16 protein-coding genes and 1 pseudogene are annotated in these 19,999 nt (G+C 37.4%); 7 read left to right on the top strand and 10 right to left on the bottom strand.

Annotation, left to right across the window (positions count from 1 at the left end; translation table 11 throughout):
* Positions 1–156 precede the first annotated feature (156 nt).
* Positions 157–807 carry a Holliday junction resolvase RecU gene (gene recU, locus AC3WSO_RS08655; protein ID WP_492530232.1) on the top strand — a complete coding sequence of 217 codons (651 nt, stop codon included), beginning with the start codon at positions 157–159 and terminating at the stop codon, positions 805–807.
* Complete coding sequence (locus AC3WSO_RS08650; RefSeq protein WP_492530231.1) at positions 804–3,500, top strand: PBP1A family penicillin-binding protein; 2,697 nt, start codon at positions 804–806, stop codon at positions 3,498–3,500. The genes recU and AC3WSO_RS08650 overlap by 4 nt, the downstream gene beginning before the upstream one ends.
* Before the next feature lie 61 nt (positions 3,501–3,561).
* Here AC3WSO_RS08650 and AC3WSO_RS08645 read toward each other — a convergent pair whose 3' ends face one another.
* The 6 genes from AC3WSO_RS08645 to AC3WSO_RS08620 form a co-directional block, all read right to left on the bottom strand.
* The gene (locus tag AC3WSO_RS08645; RefSeq protein WP_492530230.1) at positions 3,562–3,876 is read right to left on the bottom strand and encodes a YpoC family protein; all 315 of its coding nucleotides are present in this window, start codon (positions 3,874–3,876) and stop codon (positions 3,562–3,564) included.
* Positions 3,873–4,535 (bottom strand): endonuclease III, encoded by a 663-nt coding sequence (gene nth / locus AC3WSO_RS08640; protein ID WP_427487740.1) that lies wholly within the window; start codon positions 4,533–4,535, stop codon positions 3,873–3,875. Before nth ends, AC3WSO_RS08645 begins: the two co-directional genes overlap by 4 nt.
* A 13-nt stretch (positions 4,536–4,548) precedes the next feature.
* The gene (locus tag AC3WSO_RS08635) at positions 4,549–5,277 is read right to left on the bottom strand and encodes a DnaD domain-containing protein (RefSeq protein WP_492530229.1); all 729 of its coding nucleotides are present in this window, start codon (positions 5,275–5,277) and stop codon (positions 4,549–4,551) included.
* Between the two features lie 108 nt (positions 5,278–5,385).
* The gene (gene asnS, locus AC3WSO_RS08630) at positions 5,386–6,681 is read right to left on the bottom strand and encodes an asparagine--tRNA ligase (RefSeq protein ID WP_079559994.1); all 1,296 of its coding nucleotides are present in this window, start codon (positions 6,679–6,681) and stop codon (positions 5,386–5,388) included.
* 28 nt (positions 6,682–6,709) lie between these two features.
* Positions 6,710–7,903 carry a pyridoxal phosphate-dependent aminotransferase gene (locus AC3WSO_RS08625; protein WP_349660761.1) on the bottom strand — a complete coding sequence of 398 codons (1,194 nt, stop codon included), beginning with the start codon at positions 7,901–7,903 and terminating at the stop codon, positions 6,710–6,712.
* Positions 7,904–7,919: 16 nt separating this feature from the next.
* Complete coding sequence (locus AC3WSO_RS08620; RefSeq protein ID WP_492530228.1) at positions 7,920–8,402, bottom strand: cell wall elongation regulator TseB-like domain-containing protein; 483 nt, start codon at positions 8,400–8,402, stop codon at positions 7,920–7,922.
* 565 nt (positions 8,403–8,967) lie between these two features.
* Here AC3WSO_RS08620 and AC3WSO_RS08615 point away from each other — a divergent pair.
* Positions 8,968–10,992, top strand: coding sequence for a multicopper oxidase family protein (locus AC3WSO_RS08615; RefSeq protein ID WP_492530227.1), 2,025 nt, complete (start codon positions 8,968–8,970; stop codon positions 10,990–10,992).
* 296 nt (positions 10,993–11,288) lie between these two features.
* Here AC3WSO_RS08615 and AC3WSO_RS08610 read toward each other — a convergent pair whose 3' ends face one another.
* The 4 genes and pseudogenes from AC3WSO_RS08610 to AC3WSO_RS08595 form a co-directional block, all read right to left on the bottom strand.
* Positions 11,289–11,432 (bottom strand): hypothetical protein, encoded by a 144-nt coding sequence (locus AC3WSO_RS08610; protein ID WP_492530226.1) that lies wholly within the window; start codon positions 11,430–11,432, stop codon positions 11,289–11,291.
* Positions 11,433–11,600: 168 nt separating this feature from the next.
* A complete protein-coding gene (locus AC3WSO_RS08605; protein WP_492530225.1) occupies positions 11,601–12,863 on the bottom strand; it encodes an MFS transporter in 1,263 nt (420 codons plus the stop codon).
* 327 nt (positions 12,864–13,190) lie between these two features.
* Positions 13,191–13,766: pseudogene (locus AC3WSO_RS08600) on the bottom strand (MarR family winged helix-turn-helix transcriptional regulator).
* Positions 13,767–14,007: 241 nt separating this feature from the next.
* On the bottom strand, positions 14,008–14,886 hold the full coding sequence (locus AC3WSO_RS08595) for a LysR family transcriptional regulator (protein WP_492530224.1): 879 nt from the start codon (positions 14,884–14,886) through the stop codon (positions 14,008–14,010).
* Between the two features lie 125 nt (positions 14,887–15,011).
* On the opposite strand from AC3WSO_RS08595, the gene AC3WSO_RS08590 reads away from it, so the two are divergent.
* From AC3WSO_RS08590 to AC3WSO_RS08575, 4 genes are all read left to right on the top strand, one after another.
* Positions 15,012–16,187: an MFS transporter gene (locus AC3WSO_RS08590; RefSeq protein ID WP_492530223.1), complete on the top strand. Its 1,176-nt coding sequence runs from the start codon at positions 15,012–15,014 to the stop codon at positions 16,185–16,187.
* Between the two features lie 282 nt (positions 16,188–16,469).
* Positions 16,470–18,224, top strand: a complete 1,755-nt coding sequence (locus AC3WSO_RS08585; protein ID WP_492530222.1) for an ABC transporter ATP-binding protein — start codon at positions 16,470–16,472, stop codon at positions 18,222–18,224.
* A gap of 17 nt (positions 18,225–18,241) precedes the next feature.
* On the top strand, positions 18,242–18,919 hold the full coding sequence (locus AC3WSO_RS08580) for a response regulator transcription factor (protein ID WP_492530221.1): 678 nt from the start codon (positions 18,242–18,244) through the stop codon (positions 18,917–18,919).
* Positions 18,916–19,989, top strand: a complete 1,074-nt coding sequence (locus AC3WSO_RS08575) for a HAMP domain-containing sensor histidine kinase (RefSeq protein ID WP_492530220.1) — start codon at positions 18,916–18,918, stop codon at positions 19,987–19,989. The genes AC3WSO_RS08580 and AC3WSO_RS08575 overlap by 4 nt, the downstream gene beginning before the upstream one ends.
* Positions 19,990–19,999 lie beyond the last annotated feature (10 nt).

Genomic DNA, 19,999 nt, shown 5'->3' with positions numbered 1-19,999 from the left:
ACTTTAAGAGGCGAAAATTGCCCAAAGATTGATCATCTGCGGGTAAATTTAACTATAAAAAATCTAGCGTCAATCATACTATTAATGGAAGTAGAGAACTGCTACTTAATCGTGGTAAACTATTGTATAATAGCAGTATTATAGAGGGTGAACTAAATGACAATTCGTTATCCGAATGGGAAATTGTATTCCCCCATTCCTACTGTTCAAAAAACGGTAAAAAAGGGGAAAGAAAAAGATTTTTCTTTTAGTAATCGAGGTAAAACACTAGAAGATGAAATTGATGAAGCAAACGATTATTATGTAAAAAGACGACTTGCTATCATTCATAAGAAACCTGTTCCCGTGCAAATCGTCAAAGTAGAGTACCCATCACGAAGTGCTGCAGTTATTCGTGAGGCTTATTTTCGAACACCGTCAACAACAGATTACAACGGTGTTTGGAACGGGCGTTATATTGATTTTGATGCAAAGGAAACAGCTTCAAAGACCAGTTTTCCCCTAAAGAATATTCACTTACATCAAATGACACATATGCAGCAAGTGACGGAACAAAATGGTGTGGCCTTTATTATCGTTCGTTTCTCGGCTTTTGAACGATATTTTATCGTGCCATACGATGTTTTACAAAAGGCCTGGCTAGCGATGGAAAACGGTGAACGTAAATCGATTCCCTTTTCAATTATAGAAAAGGAAGCTTTTGAAATTCCTACAAGCTATTATCCACGTATCGATTATTTACCGATTATCCAACAGCTCATTGAAGCACAAAGTCATGGTTCTGAAAGTGAGGAGATAGTAGAATGACTGAACGTCGTCCAACACGCGGTGAGCATCAAAAAGCTCTCGCTCAAAAAAATAAAAAAAGCGCTCCGAAACCATCGAAGAAAAAATGGTTTAAGCGCATTACGCTAACACTTGTAGCAATTATGGCTGCATGTTTTATAGGTGGTGCTGGGTTATTCGCCTATTACGCAAGTACCGCACCTGAATTAGATGAAAACTTACTGAAGGACCCCGTTTCTTCTGAGTTCTATGATAAAAACGGTGAATTATTTGCCACAATTGGTGCAGAAAACCGTAAATATGTAAAATATGAAGATATACCTAAGGATATGGTTAACGCAATCCTTGCAACGGAAGATGTACGCTTTTTCGAACACGGTGGTATGGATTTTTATCGCCTTGGCGGAGCAATACTCGCTAACTTCCGTGATGGCTTCGGGGCACAAGGGGCCTCTACATTAACACAGCAAGTTGTTAAAAACTCATTTTTACAAAATGAGAAAAAATTAAAACGTAAAGCACAAGAAGCTTGGCTAGCCTACCAATTAGAACGTAAATATTCAAAAGAAGAAATTTTTGAAATGTACTTTAACAAAATGCTTATGTCAGGTCGTGTTTATGGCTTCGGAACAGCAGCCCAATATTTCTATGGGAAAGAACTAAAAGATTTAGATTTAGCTGAAGAAGCATTACTTGCAGGTTTAGTACAGCGCCCAAATGCTTACAATCCATTAAAAAACCCTGAACTTGCGGAAAAACGCCGTAATACCGTTCTTGGATTAATGTATCAACATAAAAAAATTACAAAAGCCGAGATGGAAGAAGCAAAGAAAGTAAACGTTCAGGCTGGTCTAGCTGACGATGCGACACGCCAAAAATTTGCTGGCTCTAAATACGATGCCTTCCTTGATGTCGTTATTAATGAACTAGAGGATAACGGTGATGGTAGTGCAATGGCAGAAGGTATTAAAGTTTACACAACACTTGATCCGGATGCTCAGCAAATTGTTGAAAACATTATGAATGATGACAGTAACTTCCCAACAGAAAAAATCCAATCGGGTATTTCTGTCGTTGATACAAAAACTGGTCAAATTCAAGCAATCGGTGGCGGACGCAAATATGGGGCTGAACGTGGTTGGAACTATGCATATGACTTACATCATCAACCCGGCTCAACAATGAAACCATTAATAGATTATGGTCCAGCAATCGAAAATTTAAAATGGTCGACAGGTCAAACACTTGTGGACGAACCAATGACCTACACTAATACGCGTCAAACAATTACAAACTGGGATAATAAATATATGGGTGCCATAACAGCACGTAAAGCTTTATATGCTTCACGTAACGTTCCAGCTGTTAAAGCATTACAAGAAGTTGGTATTGATAAAGCAAAAGAATTTATTGGTCGTTTAGGTATTAATGCTAAAAATATTTATGAATCTGATGCGATCGGTGGTGGGGATATTACGATGTCTCCTACGCAAATGGCTGCTTCCTTTGCAGCATTTGGAAATAATGGTGTTTACACTGATCCTTATTCAATTACAAAAATCGTTTACCGTGACGGTAAAACAACAAAAGACTACACACCTGAGTCTAATGTAGCAATGAGCGATTATACAGCTTATATGGTGACAGATATGTTACGTGATGTTGTCGGCAATAAGCCAGATGCATCAGGTACTTACGCCAATGTACCTGGATTAGATATCGCAGGTAAAACAGGTACAACAAACTACGCAGCTGCTGATTTTAGCAAGCATAAATTACCGGATACAAGTGTACCGGATGCATGGTTTGCTGGGTACACTACAAACTATTCAATCGCTATTTGGAGTGGTTATGAAGAACACTTTGATCCAATTACAACTTGGGATGAGCGTCGTTTACCACAAACTTTATTTAAACAAATTATGCAAGATATTTCGAAGAACGGTGAAACACCACGTTTCAAAAAGCCAAATTCAGTTGTTGAAGCTACAATTGAAGTAGGATCAAAGCCACTTAAATTAGCAAGTAGTTTTACTCCGAATGAGTTACGTCGAACAGAACTTTTTGTACGTGGCTCAGAGCCTAATGAAGTTTCAAATGAATACGCTGCACCAGAGCTTTCTACACCTTACAATGTAAGTGCAAGCCTAGATTTAGAAGGTCAATCTATTAATATTTCTTGGGAGCATGATGCAATGCTTAATCCGGATTCAAATGAACCGCTCCCAACAACCTTCGAAGTATCCGCTAAAAAAGAAGGTGGAGAGACTATTCCTCTTGGTACAACGGATAGCAAAGGTTTAACTGTTAGCAACAAATTAGAAGATGGCAACTACACGATTTCTGTCGTAGCAGTTGTAGATGGTACACGCAGTAAACCAGGGAAAACTACTTTCCAAGTAACAGGTACGGCTGAAGAAGATAAAGAGCCAGATACTCCTGAGGAACCTGATGTTGAGGAACCAACGGAACCGGACGAAAATGGCAATACCGAGGGCAACGGTAACCACAATGGTAACGGAAATGATAACAATGGTAACAACGGCAACGGTAATGGAAATGGCAACGGTAATGCAGGTGACAATGGTAACAACGGCAATGCAGGAAATGGCGGCACCGCGCCAGGTAACAATGGCAACAATAATGGTAGCCAGCCACCAACAACGCCAACTGACCCAACCGCTCCGGATGATGGTACCGGTAGTACTGAATAAAAAAAGTAGAGTAGCTTAACGCTACTCTACTTTTTTTGATTCCTGAGATTATCGATCTGTATTACTTTTTTGTAGCTTGCAAACGTAGTCGCGCAGCTCGTTTTTTTGTTTCCTTAAATAATTCATCAAGCTGACGATAACAAGCATATTGGCTAGGCTTTGCTTTTATAAAGTTTAGTCGTTCCACACCGTTTATGGGTAATACTTCATCCCCTGCTTCCTGCACTAAACGCTCAAATAATACAATGGCCTCTTCCATCAATCCTTTTGCTTCACCATTCCTTGCATCATGTGCCGCATGGATATTGGCTTCAAATTCCATCCATTCTGCAAACCAAGCATCTATTATTTCTTTTGCGATTGCCTCTACATTCACGATTCCTTCACCAGCCCTTTTTTCAAACGCTTTTGCCCTTCTCTACAATCATCAAATAAAGGGCATGTATGACAGCCAGGATTTTGAGCCTTACAATGGTAACGACCGAAGAAAATTAGCTGATGATGTGTTTTCGACCACTTGTCCATCGGTGTTTTTTTCATAATTGTTTCTTCTACTTCTAATACTGAATCCTTCCAGCGACAAAGCCCTAATCTTTTAGACACGCGCTCTACATGTGTATCCACTGCAAGTGCAGGAATATCAAAAGCTACAGACAACACGACATTAGCCGTCTTACGACCAACACCCGGTAACGTAACTAGTGCTTCACGACTTGCTGGTATTTCTCCCCCGTATTCCTCTAATAGTCGTTGACATAATGCTTGAATGTTCTTCGCCTTATTTCGATACAAGCCGATGGAGCGAATATCCTGTTGCAGCTCCTCTAAAGATACAGCTAAATAATCTTCAGGCTTTTTATATTTTTGAAACAATGTTTTCGTAACTTTGTTTACAAGTACATCCGTACACTGTGCAGATAATAGCGTGGCAATAGTAAGTTCAAACGGATTGTCATGCACCAGCTCACAATGTGCATCAGGGAACATACGATCCATTTCCGCTAAACAATGTTCCCATTGTTTTTTTGTTAACATGTCGGAAGCCCCCCTATTCTCTTTCTTCTAACCAATTATAAAATGGTACTTTATTTGTCGACTGCGGTTCTTGCTGCATTGTACGAACTGACGGTCTGTTAAATGTTTGCTTTTCACGGAACTGCTCGCTTTGTTTCTGCGCAGCCTGTGGTGTCGTAATATTTTTCTTCTTCCACTCCAGTAGTATTCGATCAATATAACGAATACTTAGTTTGCCAGCAAATACAGCCTCTTTCAACGCCTCTTTAATAAGCGCGGGACTATGCTTATCGTCATCTAACCAAGACCCTATTTTTTCTAGTTCTAAAGGAGATAAAAGACGTCCCATTTCCTCTTCAAATAATCGGAAAATCTCACCCTCTTCTTGTCGGAGTGATGCTGCTGATTTTTGCTGTTCCTTCATTTCAATAATCTGCATAATGCGCTCCCAAAGTGGATATACCGAGTATTTTTCATATAGTTTGCCATTTGCGTCGACGTCACTTGTTATTTCAAGGAAACCCTTTTGCATTAATCGCTGTAGATGTGAAGTAATATCACTGCTAGGCATTGTTAGACGATTCATTAGATCATTAGGCGTTGGAAAATCATTACCCTCCGTGTAGAATGCAAGTAAATGCATAACAATCAATGCCTCATCATCCTCAATTTTTAACTCCTTATAAAACTGAAAAAAAAGCTGAGGAATTTGAATCATTCTCTGCTCAGTCCATGTACGGAGTCGATTATTATTTGCGCTCATATGATACTTGACTCCTTTTCCATCGTAAGTAGAAAAGCCGCGTAGACATATCACTACGCGACTTTTTTTAATTTTACACTTCAAAACCTAAAACAAACTAGTTATAACTTATGGATATAAGCGGTTTAGTAAACGTGGGAATGGGATTGTTTCACGAATGTGCTCAGTGCCAGAAATCCATGCTACTGTACGTTCTAATCCTAGACCGAAGCCTGAATGTGGTACAGAACCTTGTTTACGTAACTCTAAATACCATGCATAAGCGTCTAAAGATAAATGATGTTCTTCAAGACGAGATTGTAATAAATCAAAGTCATGGATACGCTCAGAACCACCAATGATTTCACCATAACCTTCAGGTGCAATTAAATCTGCACATAATACTACATCATCTCGGTCAGGATGTGGTTGCATGTAGAATGGTTTAATGCCTACTGGGTAGCAAGTAATGAATACAGGTTTGTCAAATGAATTAGCAATTGCCGTTTCATGTGGTGCACCGAAATCATCGCCCCATTTAATATCATCAAATCCTTGTTCATGCAATAATTTTATAGCATCGTCATAAGAAATACGCGGGAATGGCGCTTTAATATTTTCAAGTTTAGATGTATCACGACCAAGTCGCTCTAAATCTAATTTGCAATTTGCCAGAACGGATTGCACAATATGCTCCACGTATTGTTCTTGTACTTCTAAGTTTTCTTCAAATTCAGCAAACGCCATTTCCAGCTCAATCATCCAAAACTCGATTAAGTGACGGCGTGTTTTAGATTTTTCAGCACGGAATGTTGGACCGAATGAGAATACTTTACCTAAAGCCATCGCAGCCGCTTCCAAGTAAAGCTGACCAGATTGAGAAAGGAATGCATCTTCATCAAAATATTTTGTATGGAATAGCTCAGAAGTACCTTCAGGTGCTGAACCAGTTAAAATTGGTGGATCCATTTTTGTAAAGCCTTTGTTGTTAAGGAACTCATAAGTTGCGCGAATAATTTCATTACGGATTTTCATGATCGCATGTTGCTTACGAGAACGTAACCATAAGTGACGGTTATCCATTAAAAACTCAGGACCGTGCTCTTTTGGCGTAATCGGAAAATCAGTTGCAGCATGTAGCACTTCAATACCAGTTACAACAAGCTCACAACCAAAGCTTGAACGCTCATCTGCTTTAACCTCACCTGTAATGTACATAGAAGTTTCTTGAGACATACCTTTTGCAATTGCAAAAATTTCTTCGCCTACTTCTTCTTTTACAACAACGCCCTGTACAAAGCCAGAACCATCACGTAATTGTAAAAAGGCAATTTTACCACTTGAACGTTTGTTAGATAACCAAGCACCTAGCTTGATTGTTTCGCCGATATGCTTTGGCATATCTTGAATCATAATTTTTTTCATAGAAATCCTCCAAAATTGGTTAAAAGGATTAGTCTTGCCATTTTGATTTTACAAATGTATCAATTCGACGGACTGCCTCTTCTAATAAGTCTAAAGATGTAGCATAAGATAATCGCATTGTAGTTGGTGCACCAAAGCCAGAACCTGGGATCACTGCTACGTTCGCTTCTGTTAATATATCCGCAGCGAATGCATCTACAGAATCATAGCCAGTATGAGCCATAGCTTCGGCTACATCTGGTAATAAGTAGAATGCACCTTGTGGTTTTAATACGTTGAAGCCAGGAATTGCACTTAACTGTGGATAGATTTTTTCAAGACGTGCTTCGAATGCTTGACGCATTTCTTCTACAGCGTCTTGTGATCCATTATAAGCTTCCACTGTTGCATATTGTGCAGTTGTTGTTGCATTCGAAGTAGAGTGTGATGCAAGGTCAGTCATTGGTTTAATAATGTCCGCATCCCCTGCAGCATACCCGATACGCCAGCCTGTCATAGAGTGAGATTTGGCAACACCATTTACAACGATTGTACGTGCTTTCACTGCATCAGATAGCTGTGCAATTGAAAAATGCTCAATACCATTGTATACAAGCTTTTCATAAATTTCATCTGACACGATTAAAATATCTTTTTCTTCTGCAACTGCAGCAATTTCAGCTAGCTCTTCGCGGGAATAAATCATACCTGTTGGATTGCTAGGAGAATTTATAATCACTGCTTTTGTTTTATCTGTCACAGCAGCTCTTAATTGATCAGCAGTAATTTTATAGCCTTGCTCACGTGTGCCTTCCACATAAACTGGTACACCGCCTGCTAATTTAACTTGCTCTGGATAAGATACCCAATAAGGAATCGGAATAATAACTTCATCGCCCTCGTTTAAAATAACTTGGAATAAAGTGTAAAGAATATGTTTTGCCCCAACACCTACAATTACTTCATTCGGCTTGTATGTAAGATTGTTGTCGCGTTGAAGTTTATCGATAATAGCTTTCTTTAGTACCGGAAGACCGCCAGCAGGTGTATATTTTGTTAAGCCTTTTTCCATCGAGTCAATGGCAGCATTTAAAATATTTTGCGGCGTGTTGAAGTCTGGTTCACCAGCGCCTAGGCCAATAACATCAATACCTTGCTCTTTTAACTCCTTCGCTTTAGCAGTAATGGCTAAAGTTGAAGATGGTGTTAAAGTTTTTACACGGTTTGCTAATAAATTTTTCATACGGGATCTACTCCTCTTATAAATTCGTAATGCGCTTCCACCAGTCGCCGTCCTTAAACATAATATAGACATAGTTGAGCTTATCCTGATCGTTTAGGTATGAAATTTCCCAAACAGCACCTGGCTCCTCATAGCCTAATTTCACATTGAGGACTTTTTGTACATTTCCTTCCTTTTTTAAAACCGATAATGCTTCCTTTTCCGTAATACCATCTTTTAAATATACATCCTTAATCGAATCAGCTTTTAGATTCGTTGGAACAAAGACAGCTTTTTTATCACCATATTCATCTACCCCGAACACAGTGACATACGAATGTTTGCCATTATATGTGTAGGACTCCGAGACAATTGCGAGGGCTTTGGCATCAAGTGCCAACTGTTCAGCCTGTTCTTCAATTGAATCGAATGGAGCCTCGGCTTTCCAGAGTACTAAAATACTAATGACAAGTGACAACGAAACCATAAAGACAGAAATGAAAATCAACCAGTTTTTCATATATTCACCTTATGTTTCACATCTAGCTTATTCTTTAACACGAATGCCTGATGCTTTTGCATGTTTATAACTGCGTATACATTCATTTTGCTTTCCATTTTTGTCAACCTGCTTTCTTTCCTCATACCACAACATTATACAACAATTTTGTGCTGTCGTGTTTCTTAATTTCATATATTGTACGTTGATAACATACCGTTTTCAAATGATTCGGGTAGCAATTTTTCTCTTTTTCGTTCAGCCTTAAAAAAAGGTAACCTTTTTCATGTAAAAATTCCTATTCACCATCGCAATTAGGCATTAAAGTTTTCCCTAAACACCATGACCATCATTTTTAGTGCCTAACAGAAATCAATGTACTTGCTCAACTGGATTTTTTTATTGAAATGTTTTTTTCTTGCTCAAACACCCTTGTTTGCTTGGAATATCGCACTCCTGTAGATGCTTAAATATTTGTATTTTTATATTCGTACATTATCTCCATTATTGTCCTAGGCGCCCATTATTTTTACCCATATGATGAGGTAATTAGCAATTTTAAGAATAAAAAAAGGGACGTGATGTTTTGACTAAAGAAGTCAATCCAACAGATCCAGCAACAATACTAAAATTTGTGGATGAGCTGCCAAAACCAGTTACCGCTAAACCAAAATACTATAAGGGGCCACAAAGAAAAGATTATTATGAACTTAAAATGATGCAAGCAGAGCATTGTTTCCACAGAGATTTCCCAAAATCAATTATATGGGGCTATAACGGGCTTTATCCCGGACCAACTATTGAAGCCAAAAAAGACAAAAGTATTTATGTTCGCTATCAAAACAAATTGCCCTCAGAACACTTTTTACCAATCGATTTTACACTTCATACGGCAAACGATTCACAAGAAGTAAGAACTGTTACACATTTACATGGCGCAAATGTAGATTGGGAGAGTGACGGTCATCCCGAGGCATGGTATACACGTGAATATGCACAAACAGGTCCAAATTTTAGAAAAGAAATACATGAATATACCAATCATCAACCCGGCACAACACTGTGGTATCATGATCACGCAATGGCGCTCACCCGTTTAAATGTGTATGCGGGTTTAGCAGGTTTTTATTTACTACGGGATACACTTGAAGAGCGTATTAACCTACCTTGTGGTGACTATGAGTATCCCATCTTAATACAAGATAAATCGTTTAATGAAGATGGCTCACTTTTCTATCCTGATGAACCACCATTCCCAGTTCCTGTTCATCCATCTATTACACCTGGCTTTGTTGGTAATACCATCGTTGTAAATGGGAAGGTCTGGCCATATTTAAATGTCGAACCTCGTAAATATAGATTTCGTTTTCTCAACGGTTCTAATAGAAGAGGTTATGTCATTAGCCTTTCAAATGATGAGCCTATGATACAAATCGGAACAGATGGAGGGTTTTTAACAGCTCCTCAAGAAATTCACTCTGTTGAGTTATTGCCGGCAGAACGAACAGATGTTATCGTTGATTTTTCAAAATTTGAGGGTCAGGATATAACGTTAATCAATTCTGATGAAGATTTCCTCGATGAACATACAAAAGTCATCATGCAATTTAAAGTGTGTCTTCCTCTTAAGTGTGAAGATACTAGTGAAATTCCTGAAAGACTCGCAGTATCAATGGATTTACAACACCACAAAGCAAATACTGAAAGACATTTACTATTATCCGCCACGACAGATGATTTTGGTCGACCTATGTTATTATTAAATAACCGAATGTATCATGACCCTGTAACTGAAAAACCTACACTAGATAGTATAGAGATATGGAATTTCATTAATGCTACACCGTTTGATCACCCTATCCATCTTCATTTAATTCAATTCAAAATACTCGAACGACGCCCATTCAATATAGAGCTCTATCAAAGAGAAGACAGACTGGAATTTACAGGTCCCCCTGAAAATCCGCATATCTATGAGCAAGGTTGGAAGGATACTGTAAAAGCGGAAGCTGGGAAGGTTACGAAAATTATTATGCATTGGAAAGATCATGTCGGTCATTACATTTGGCATTGCCATTTCCTAGAGCACGAAGACCATGACATGATGCGACCAATACTCGTCATGAAGGAGGTTCCCCCCATGCAAGAGCAACATACTGAAATTGAGCACCATGAAATTGAGCATTCGCCAAAACAGAATCATGGTGACTCTACTATTATAACAGGCAATAATGAGCACACTGTACCGCTCCTTAATTCTATTCAAAACATCACTCCGACAGAAGAAATAGTAGAATACGCACATGCTTCTGCGCAAACAACTTATTTAGAAGATGAAATAGAATATATTCCGCAAACTATTCCTCTCTTAACTAGTGCCCAAAACATCACCCGCCCTACTAAAACAGCTTATTCAGAAAACAATGTGGAATATAATCAGCTATCTAAACCATTTTTGAACAATACTCAAAATATCATTTTTTCAAAAGTAGAACACTCAGAACATCATAAAGTTTCTGATATTGAAAGTATCCCTCAGCCAACCCACTCGTCTGCTAAGTTCCAAACACAACAAAGAATATCACCTAGGCATCGGAGAAGATGGTTTTAATGCTGGAATTCTAAAACGGAGACATAAGTCTAAAACTAATTGTTTTACTAATAATCGTATAAAATAAAACCGCAGGAAATCAAGGTTTATAAATTTGATTTCCTGTGGTTTTTTATTTTTATAGAGTAGGTACGATAAATAACGTTAAAAATGTAGAAGTAGATAGCCCACCATTAGCAACAACAGAAAGAGACTTTGATATCATCCCAGTTTCATTCGAAATAGCCATCGGGATTCATGCATCCATTGTTGCAATTGCTGTCATCAATATTGGGCGAATACGTACGATCCCCGCTTCATTTAAAGTTTTTTTTTTGCTTGGTCATTCCACATCTTTCAAATTGCTCCACCTTATCAACTAAAACCATAGCCTTCGTTACGACTATTCCAATTAGCATGAGTAAACCGATCATTGCTGGCATACCAATTTGTTCCTTCATAATAAAAAGTCCAATTAATGCCCCAATAATAGAGAATAGAATAGCAACAATCTATTAGAAAACAACCACCTTATTATTATTCAAAAATATGGTTGCGCCAGAAACTTGCCTGTAAAGGACTTTCTATACACATACTAAAAATCTCAGAGAAAAAGTGGATAGCGAGAATCAATTTGCTGCCTCGCTCCTTTCAAATCGTAAAATACTCTTTGTGGCAATTGCCATCACTACCATGGCAATACATATCATTAAAGTAGGAATGTAGACTTTAACACTAAATGCTTCGAATAATAAGCCATACACTATTTGCCCAATTGGTGCCATACATTGTGAAACGGCAATGATAATAGCCATGACCTTCCCTAAGTTTTCATTAGGTGTTTCTTTTTGTACAAGCGTAATAACATAAATGGAGATGATTGTCATAATCATGGCGATTAAAAGTGCGCTCAAAACAAATAAAATATAAGATAGATAATAGCCTATATTCAGCAGCATAGGCGTAACCGCTATAGCCATCGGGACAATCAATAAAGCAGTAATGAAAATCCAACAATACAAATTAGTGATACCCATTTTTTTTGCAAAGTACCCCATAGATAAAGCTCCTAAGATCGTAGCAAAATCGATTAACCCCATCCCTACTCCGTACAATGTATTACTACTTTGCATTGTAACACGGAGAATAATCGGTACGCCTACGACAAACAGCGGTGTTAATAATAAATTTAATAATGCCGCTAAAATCATACATTTGAAGATAAAAGATTGCTTCACAACATAACTAAAGCCCTCTTTCAAATCATTTACCAGCGTCGGAATAATATGACCGTTTTGCTCTCGTTGCATGAATGGGATGTGAATAAACATCTCTAATATGGCCGAAAGGAAAAAGAACACACCACTCACTACAACTAGCACTTTTAAGCCAATCAAACCGTATAGTATTCCACCTAATACAGGAGCAGCTACATTAGACAACGCTTGAATACCATTAACAATTCCATTAGCTTGCTCAAGTTTTTCCTCTTCTACAAGAACCGGAATACTGGCCATCACTGCAGGTGCATACATAGCACTAACAAGGGATAGCAGTACCATCACAACACCAATAAGCAAAACGGAACTATTACCAAATGCTAGCATTGCAAAGAAAACAAACACAATTATGCTACTCGTAAAATCGAAAATCACCATTATGTTGCGTCGATTGAACCTGTCAGCAATGGCTCCTCCAAGCGGTGCTAGTAATATTGGAACGCTCGATATCGCAAACAATACTGCAAAAAGATCTGCGCGTCCTGTAATATCTAGTACATAAAGTGATAAGGCAAACCTTAAAAGCGCAGAACCTAAAATAGAAATAATTTGCCCAATCACCATCAGGTTAAAGTCTTTTGAAAAGCCTTTTCTTTTAATCTGTGATTCCATTCATTAGACCCCTTTCTTTAACATTCATGCCCCTTTTGAAAGGGCAAAATATTTTTGTATTATAAGAAGAAAGACATTACTAAAAATACTAATAGTACTTAACCAAATGAGCCAGTCAATTTGCGCACTCCAAGACGGTATTAGCAATAAGAACCCCACGATAATGGATACATAATTTCCAGTACGACTAATTTTTGAACTCCGACAAAATTTCCCCTTTACCTCATACGCAGATTTCTTTATTTTACGTTTCATAAGAAACACTTTTTCTTTTAACTTCTGCTCAATATCTTTTGCTTTTTGAGGATAAAAAAAGATGTATCTGCTTTAATCATGGCGTTCTTCATCTCCATATCGTCTTTTTAATAACTCTGTTAAAAATCTCTCTTGGAAGTCCGAAATCTGTTCTGGTTCCTCTACCTACATATTTACCGTTTCTTCATACCCATCTAGTTCCTCACCATCAAAACGATAAAGTTTTTGCAATAGCTTCCACAATGTTTCGATTTCCTCAGTTGTAAAGTCTTTAAAGATATCTGCTAAAAAGTAAGTAGACTTCTCCGAACAAGTAATTAATGCTATTTTTCCCTCTGGAGTAATCTCAACATTGATTGATCGTTTATCTAATTTACTTGGTATCGTTTGGACATATCCTTTTTTCGCAAGACTCGTTATTAACTTATTCGCAGTCTGCTTAGTTGTACCAAGCTTTTTAGCGATATTTACGAGTGTTGTATTTTCTACTTATAAATGGGCAATGGCATTAAGAGCCATATGCTGTCTCGAAGTTAATATCCCTAAATATTCATCTCCTTTTATTTGAACTTTCTTGACAACTGAAAACAATGTCGCATAACTTTGCTGCATGAAATGCAATTCTTTTAATAATTTATTTAAATCCATATGTAACACCTCCCTATTTAGTCACCATGTTTACTAAATAACACAAAACGACTTTTAAAATGTCAACATGGTGACTATTTTACAAAAAGCAAGAGATGTTTATGTTATTAGACCGACTGTCGGTTTATGGATATTATATGGTACCTATCCAAAAAAAGGAACACCTTTTTTGAATTTTATTTTTCATTTTCCTAGAGCATTCACTATTTAAAACAATAGAAAAAGCCAGCCCACTTTCGGACTAGCCTTGGAAATAAACTTCAATTTGTTCAATTAAAGCTTTTGTTGCTTGACTTACATAACGATCTACTCGATAAATAATCGACAAACTACGGCTTGGTGCGTCGTCCTGAATGTGTATGATATGCAAGGTAGGATCATTCATCTCTATTATTAAAGGATAGGGCTGTACAGTTGCACCTATATTCGCTTTAACAAGATTAATAATCGACGTAACTGAAGATGTCTCTAGCACAGAATTTAATTGAAAACCATGTTTTTTTACAGTGTCCTCCACAATTTCACGCCCAAAAAAACCTTCTGGGTACATTATCACTGGTAGATTTTTCAACTCTACTATGTCTATGCTTTCTCGATTTGCCATTGGATGCTCCTTCGATACAGTTAGCACGTACTGCTCCCTACATAAAGGAATCGTAACGAGTCGGTCGTTTGGGAGGACGTTAATGCCAATGCCAATATCAACTTCATTTTCAAGAACTTGTCGCACAATTTCGATGGACGACATAATCTTTAATTTAACTTTAGGAAACTTTTGGTGAAAATCGATGACAAGCTGTGTAATTCGATAGTCTAGATCAGATGGCATAATTCCTATTCTTATATGACCACTTTTCATATCCTGTAAATCCTTAATGGCGTCTTTGACATTTTGCAATGTATCTAATATTTCTGTTCCATAACTTAATAGCATTGAGCCTGCCTCAGTGAGTACAATTTTTTTGCCAATCCGATCAAACAGCGGCATACCAACCTCGTCTTCAAGTACACGAATTTGTTGACTTAGAGTCGGCTGGGAAATACCTAGTTTTTCAGCTGCTTTTGTAAAATGTAACTCCTCACAAACAGCCATAAAATAATGAAGATGACGAATTTCCAATATATCACTACCTATCATAGTTTGTAACTATCATCATAATAGTAATAATAGTATTGTTCAATCATTTGTATTGTTATAGACTTCAATTTGTAATTATTATTAGCTATAGATGGAGTTGAAAGAGAATGAATGTAAAACGAACGATTCTACCAATTATCGCTATTATTTTAGCTTCCCTTAATCTAAGACCCGTGATAACTTCCGTTTCGCCTTTGTTAGGAACCATACGAGAGTCATTACAAATAAGCGCCGCTACTGCAAGTTTATTAACATCACTAGCGGTACTATGTATGGGCTTATTTGCACCATTTGCAATAAAACTTGCCAATCGTTTTAGCATCGAACGAGCCATTGCTTACTCACTTATTCTTATTGGGCTGGCAACAGCTGCAAGGTTTTTTGCCAACTCTGTATGGGTGATGCTACTAACAGCCTTTCTTGCTGGTATTGGCATCGCTATAGCAGGGCCATTACTATCAGGCTTTATTAAACAAAATTTCACGAATCCTTCTCGTGTTGTTGGTATTTATTCGTTAGCATTAGTTGTAGGAGCTTCACTTGGCTCAGGGCTTGCCTTACCTTTAAGCGCCCTTTTTCATACATGGCAAACTTCTGCTGCATCTTGGGCTATTCTAGCTGTCATCGCTGTTTTCTTTTGGTGGAAACCAATTGAGAAAAAGCCATTCACTAACACTGGCTCAGACGCTTCAGGTTTTGATAATAATTTAAAGAAACTTTTTACAGATCAAAAAGCTTGGTTATTAACTGCTTTTTTTGGCTTAATGGCTTTCATGTTTTATACAATCATGGCCTGGTTGCCACCTATAGTAGAAGATATGGGCTATAGTAAACAACAGGCTGGCATGATGTTGACACTATTAACGGTTGCCCAAATGCCTGCAACTTTTTTAGTACCGATTTTAAATAATCGTTTTCAGCATAGAGCTGTATGGTTAGTGGGTTGTTCATTGTTAGAATTAATCGGTCTATCCATGCTACTATTTTCCGTTAACCCTTGGCTCAGTAGTCTTTTCATTGGCATAGGTGCAGGTGGCTTATTCTCATTAGGATTAACATTACCAATTGATGAAGCCAAAAACATTAAGGAAGCAAGTATTTTGGCAGCTATGACTCAATCGGTTGGCTTCGTTTTTGCCGCACTTGGCCCATTTTTCGTTGGTTTTGTCCGAGATTATACAGGCAGTTTTACAGCCGCAATTATTGGGATGTTGGTCATCGTCATTGCCATGATCCTCATTCAGATTAAAATTGGTAATCAGAAGCACCAACAAATAAAATGACACCTTATCATTTAAGGGGTGTTAATGTGGGATGAATATTGCTTTTATTTCTTAGTAACTATAAGGAGGATTTTACTGGTTAATAGTTTAAAAAAATGAGTGTTTTAATATGCTCTTGAATAAGTACATCATGAACACACAAAAGGTTACTCAGAATTTCGAGTAACCTTTTTTCCTTATTATCCCACCTCATTTCATATTCAGTTCATAAAGACATGCTATAGTTAGATACATAAAAGATTAATATTTTATTGTTGATGAAAATTAAGGAGGATTTTAACGTTGCAAGAGACATTAAAAGATACTACTAAAACGAAGGATTGGCGACGCTTTGTTCGCTTAGTCAAACAGGCTGAGCCACCAATGTGGCTTTTAATTATTTCATTAATTATGAGCTTAGCGACTACAGGCGTTGGCTTTATCGTACCGTTATTTACAAAAAAATTAGTCGATGGCTTTTCATTAGAATCACTTGATTATTGGCAAATTATTGTATTAGGCATTGCTTTTATCGCGCAAGCTATTGCGAGTGGACTTTCCATCTATTATTTAAATCGTGTTGGACATCATGTTGTCGCGAAATTACGCGATCAACTTTGGAGAAAGCTTCTTCATTTACCAATTCCTTATTATGATGAGAACGATACAGGTGAAACATTAAGTCGTGTTACGAATGACACAGCTGTCGTTAAGGAGCTCATTACCGAACACCTTGCAAACTGTTTATCTGGTGTTATTTCCATTATTGGCTCCATCATCATTCTATTAATCTTAGATTGGAAAATGACATTAGTGATGCTGATTGCTGTTCCACTTGCTATGGTAATTTTAATGCTTCTAGGAAGACGTATGTTTGTCATTTCAAAAGGAATGCAAGATGAGACGGCAAAATTTACGTCCGTGCTCAATCAAGTTTTACCTGAAACACGATTAGTAAAAGCTTCAAACGCCGAGAATATTGAATATGAGCGTGGCAAAAAAGGAATTACAAACCTCTTTACGTTTGGCTTAAAAGAAGCTAGAATCCATGCACTTATTTCACCACTAATTTCGTTTGTATTAATGTCAGTCCTTGTAGCTATTATTGGTTATGGTGGTGTACGAGTTTCTTCAGGAGAACTTACAGCTGGCGACATGGTAGCATTTATTTTATATTTAATCCAAATTATTATGCCGATGACCCAATTAACGATGTTCTTTACACAGCTTCAAAAAGCAATGGGTGCTACAGAGCGAATCAGTGCTTTACTTGAGCATGAAGAAGAGCATATTTTCGAAGGAAAAACATTAGAAAAAGTAAATCAGCCGATTTATGTAAAAAATGTTGACTTTGCTTATGGAGAAGAACTGATTTTATCGAATATTAATTTTACTATTGAACCTGGTAAAGTTACGGCCATCGTGGGACCTAGTGGTGGAGGAAAAACTACAACATTTTCTCTGTTAGAAAGATATTATCAACCTACTAACGGAAATATTACACTCGGAGAAACCCCTATCAACACGTACTCCCTACATTCTTGGAGAAGCCAAATCGGCTATGTTGCTCAAGAGAGTGCACTGCTGTCAGGTACGATTCGCGAAAATATTTGCTACGGTATTGACAGAGTAGTACAGGATGAAGAGCTTGAAAGAGTTGCTAAAATGGCTTATGCCGATCAATTTATTAATGAACTACCAGAACAATTCGATACAGAAGTTGGAGAACGAGGCATTAAGCTTTCTGGCGGTCAACGACAACGAATTTCAATCGCCAGAGCACTTTTACGCGACCCTCAAATATTAATGCTAGATGAAGCAACATCTAGTTTAGATAGCAACTCGGAAATCTATGTTCAAAAAGCATTAGATAATTTAATGCGAGGTAGAACAACGCTTGTCATTGCACACCGCCTTTCAACAGTAGTAGATGCAGACCAAATCCTTTTTGTAGAGAAAGGACATATTACAGGCAGTGGCACACATGAGACTTTATTTGAGACGCATGATATGTACCGAGAGTTTGCCAAACAACAATTACGTATTAAAGAAGAATAATGAAGGGATTTGTAAGCATGACAAAATTATTAGTTGTAGATGATGACGCCCATATTCGAGAATTGGTAAAAATATTTTTACAAAATGAAGGTTTAGAAGTAATTGAAGCTACGGATGGTGTAGATGCACTGTCCAAATTAGATTCTGATAAGGTGGATATGATTATCATGGATATTATGATGCCAAATATGGATGGCTGGGAATTATGCGAAGAAATACGTTCATTTAATGATAATCTACCGATTTTAATGTTAACCGCAAAGGGAGAAACTTCACAAAAGGTAAAAGGTTTTAATCTTGGAACAGATGATTATCTTGTTAAACCATTTGAACCAGCAGAGCTGATCGTTCGTGTGAAATCAATACTTAAAAGGTACCAAATTTCCCTTTCTCAACTTGTGGAGGCTGGCAATATTAAGTTAAATCGTAATACACATGAGGTTTTGTATAACGGCAAATCTTTAACACTTCGTTTAAAGGAATTTGAACTATTATTTACATTAGCAAGCTATGCTGGAAAAACTTTTTCCCGTGAACAGTTAATCGAAGATATTTGGGGATACGACTATGAAGGTGATGAACGTACAGTCGATGTTCACATTAAAAGACTTCGTCAACGCTTCCCACAAGATACAAGTGGATTTGTTATACGTACAATTCGCGGCCTAGGCTATCGATTGGAACTTGTTTCATGAGAAGATTAAAAAATAGTATAAAGCTATTTTTAATTTTAATGCTTCTTCTTACCATTAGCATCGTATTTGCTTTTATTTCCTACCACATAACGTCCTGGCTTTATGATTGGTTAGGCAAGCATCCACAAGGTTTCTTGCTTCAATTATGGACCGTAGTCGGTGTTTTTGTTCTCTTTGCTTGCACTGTTATTATCACCTTTTTAATTGGGCTAAAAAAACAACGGAACTATTGGAATACGATTGTAGATGCATTGAGTCGGATTGCTAAAGGTGATTTTACTGTCAAATTAGATCTTAAAGCAGATGACGAAGATCAATTTGGTCAATTAATACATGGCATCAACCATATGGCGATTGAATTAGGTGAGATGGAAAGAATGCGCCAAGAATTTATCTCGAATGTATCGCATGAAATTCAGTCACCTCTAACTTCTATTAATGGCTTTGCTAAAGCTTTGAAAAACATTGACCTCCCAGAGGATAAGCGACAGCATTATTTAGCAATCATTGAGATGGAAAGTAATCGACTATCAAAAATAAGTGACAATTTACTAAAGCTTACTTCATTAGAATCACAACATCACCCCTTCGAGCCAAGTCTTTACCGAATCGATAAGCAATTGCGCAACGTTGTATTAACGCTTGAGCCAAATTGGCTAGCTAAAAACATCGACATGGATCTTCAACTAGAGAACATTTCGGTAATGGCGGATAAGGACTTAATGAATCAAGTATGGATGAATTTACTAAGCAACAGCATTAAATTCACGCCAGCTGCTGGCATTATTACAATATCTATGACGAAGCAAATAGATACGATTACTATTGCTATTCATGACAATGGAATTGGTTTAACTGAAGAACAACAAAATCATATATTTGAACGATTTTATAAGGCTGACCAATCGAGGTCAGCTGAGAATGGTGGAAGTGGCTTAGGACTATCTATTGTCAAGAAAATCGTCGATATGCATAACGGGACAATTATTGTTGAGAGCAAGTTTGCTGAATTTACAACATTTTTTGTAACATTGCCACTAGAAATCAATATGACTCGTGAAAACGAATAGGAGATTCTTA

It is taken from the genome of Lysinibacillus sp. EB106-09-02-XG168 (assembly GCF_058791475.1).
Note: the sequence above shows the minus strand (reverse complement) of the source record. Positions and strands in the feature narration are given on the sequence as shown.